Consider the following 1682-nt stretch of genomic DNA (forward strand, 5'->3'; position numbering starts at 1 on the left):
AAGCCGGTCTCGTCGTCATCATTCCAATGGCGATGGTTGCGGAAGACGGTGACGACGTTGCAGGCTTTTCCGCCCGCGTTCTCGCAATATTTCTGTGCGATGTCCTTCGCTTCCTGCCGCTTGTCGGCGCCCCAGAAGAAGCCGTATTTGCTATCGGCCTGCGAATAGGCGATGGCCGCCCATATGCCTTTTTCCTCCTGTTGCGGCTCCGAGGGGGCCACAAGGTCGGCTGAGACGACTTGTCCACTCCACAACAAGGTCAAGCCCAAAACTGCCAAAGCCTGCAATCTCATGCTCATGGTCGGCATCCTTTCCTTAACCTCAATCGCTTCGCGTCCTACTTCGCCGCCGAAGCGAGGGAGATCACCACACAGCTTTTGCCCGTCGGCAGGAGAAGCGCTTCACCGGCATTGCCGCCGAGTTCGTAGACCTCGACCTGCCCGAGATGGTCGGTAATCTTGCTGCCCTGCGGCAGGATGGATGCGATGTCGGCGCAAGGGCTGGCGAATGGCGCCACCCGCACCATCGCCCCTTCGCAACCCGTGGCGGTGGGCGATGCGAAGACGATGCCGGCGGCCGGTCCGCTATAGCGTTCCGATGCATAGTCCATGCCGACAAAGGCCTGAATGGCGTGCTTGTCGGCCGCCTGATCGTTCCACAGGGATTTGACGCTGTATTTCGTGCCGTTCGTCAGAATCTGTCCGAGCGCCGGATAGACGGTCGAGCAGGCTTGCACACCGGCCTGCTTGACATGCTCGAGGAAGGGCGTGTCCGGAAGCACGGGGGCCGCCGCAGTTTCTGCAGGTGCGGCCGTCGCGCCGCCGACCAGATTGGCGATCGCGGCATAGTTCCCGGCGGCGAAGCCAAGTCCCGCCACGACCAATCCCAGCAATGAATATCCGGCCACGCGTGGCCAGCGCCGCCTTGGGGGCTCGGCCCGCCTCTGCCGATCCGCCTCGACGGCCGGAGTGCGTTTCGCGGACGTGAACTGGTCCTGCTGGCTCATGGTGATGCCCCGATTATTTGAGTGGTGAAAGGGCCTCTGACAGCCCCTTGAGCGTTGCAGTCACGGTGATCGTCTGGCCGTCGACTGTCGAATAGGAGATCGCCGGTGTCGCATTCTGCGAGATCTGTCGGCGCATGACGGGGCCGACCGGCAACATGCCGACACAGACCATTTCGTTGCAGCCGTTCAGGTGCACGTCGATCGGCTGCTTCTGTCCATCGAACTTCAGCGACACCAGTCCATCGCTCCTGGCATTCGCAGCGGTGCGCAGGATCATGTAAGGCTTGCCGTCCTGTGTGGCGGCAAGCGACCAGCTGAAGGCCATCTTGCCTGATGCGTCCTCGATGATCTGCGAGACGTTGCAGACCTTCTTGCGGGCCTTGAGGTTCTCGTCGCAGATCAGTGTCCAGTTATCGAATGGGCGGATGGTGCGCTGATAGTCGCCGAGCTTCACCTCGGGCGGCACCACCACGTCCGAAGGTTTGATCCTGTAGGTCGACGCAACCTGCCCGGCGGCCGGCACGAGGCCGCCGCAGAGTGCCAGGCAGGTCAGGGCAACAAGTCCTTTCATTCCTGCCTCAGTTCAAGGTGAAGCTGATGCCGGCGCCGACACCGACATGCCCACCCGCGGCCGTGCCCGACAGATTGCCCCGGATGCGGCCGTCTTCGCTGGTGT

General features: G+C 62.4%; 3 protein-coding genes. All 3 read right to left on the bottom strand.

Going from position 1 to position 1682, the window contains the following annotated elements; all coding sequences use genetic code 11:
• Positions 1-293 (bottom strand): DUF4189 domain-containing protein (locus EN893_RS32755; protein WP_128362127.1); only part of this gene is annotated, 293 nt, incomplete at its 3' end.
• Positions 294-337: 44 nt separating this feature from the next.
• Positions 338-1006 carry a hypothetical protein gene (locus EN893_RS32760; protein WP_127267771.1) on the bottom strand — a complete coding sequence of 223 codons (669 nt, stop codon included), beginning with the start codon at positions 1004-1006 and terminating at the stop codon, positions 338-340.
• A gap of 13 nt (positions 1007-1019) precedes the next feature.
• Positions 1020-1577, bottom strand: a complete 558-nt coding sequence (locus tag EN893_RS32765; protein ID WP_127267772.1) for an invasion associated locus B family protein — start codon at positions 1575-1577, stop codon at positions 1020-1022.
• Positions 1578-1682: the final 105 nt, after the last annotated feature.

It is taken from the genome of Mesorhizobium sp. M7A.F.Ca.CA.004.04.2.1, from assembly GCF_004022825.1.
Lineage (GTDB): Bacteria > Pseudomonadota > Alphaproteobacteria > Rhizobiales > Rhizobiaceae > Mesorhizobium.

Bases quoted from the DNA above. Each gene is read 5' to 3' on its own strand.
- EN893_RS32760 (WP_127267771.1), bottom strand. From the start codon at position 1,006: ATGAGCCAGCAGGACCAGTTCACGTCCGCGAAACGCACTCCGGCCGTC.
- EN893_RS32765 (WP_127267772.1), bottom strand. From the start codon at position 1,577: ATGAAAGGACTTGTTGCCCTGACCTGCCTGGCACTCTGCGGCGGCCTC.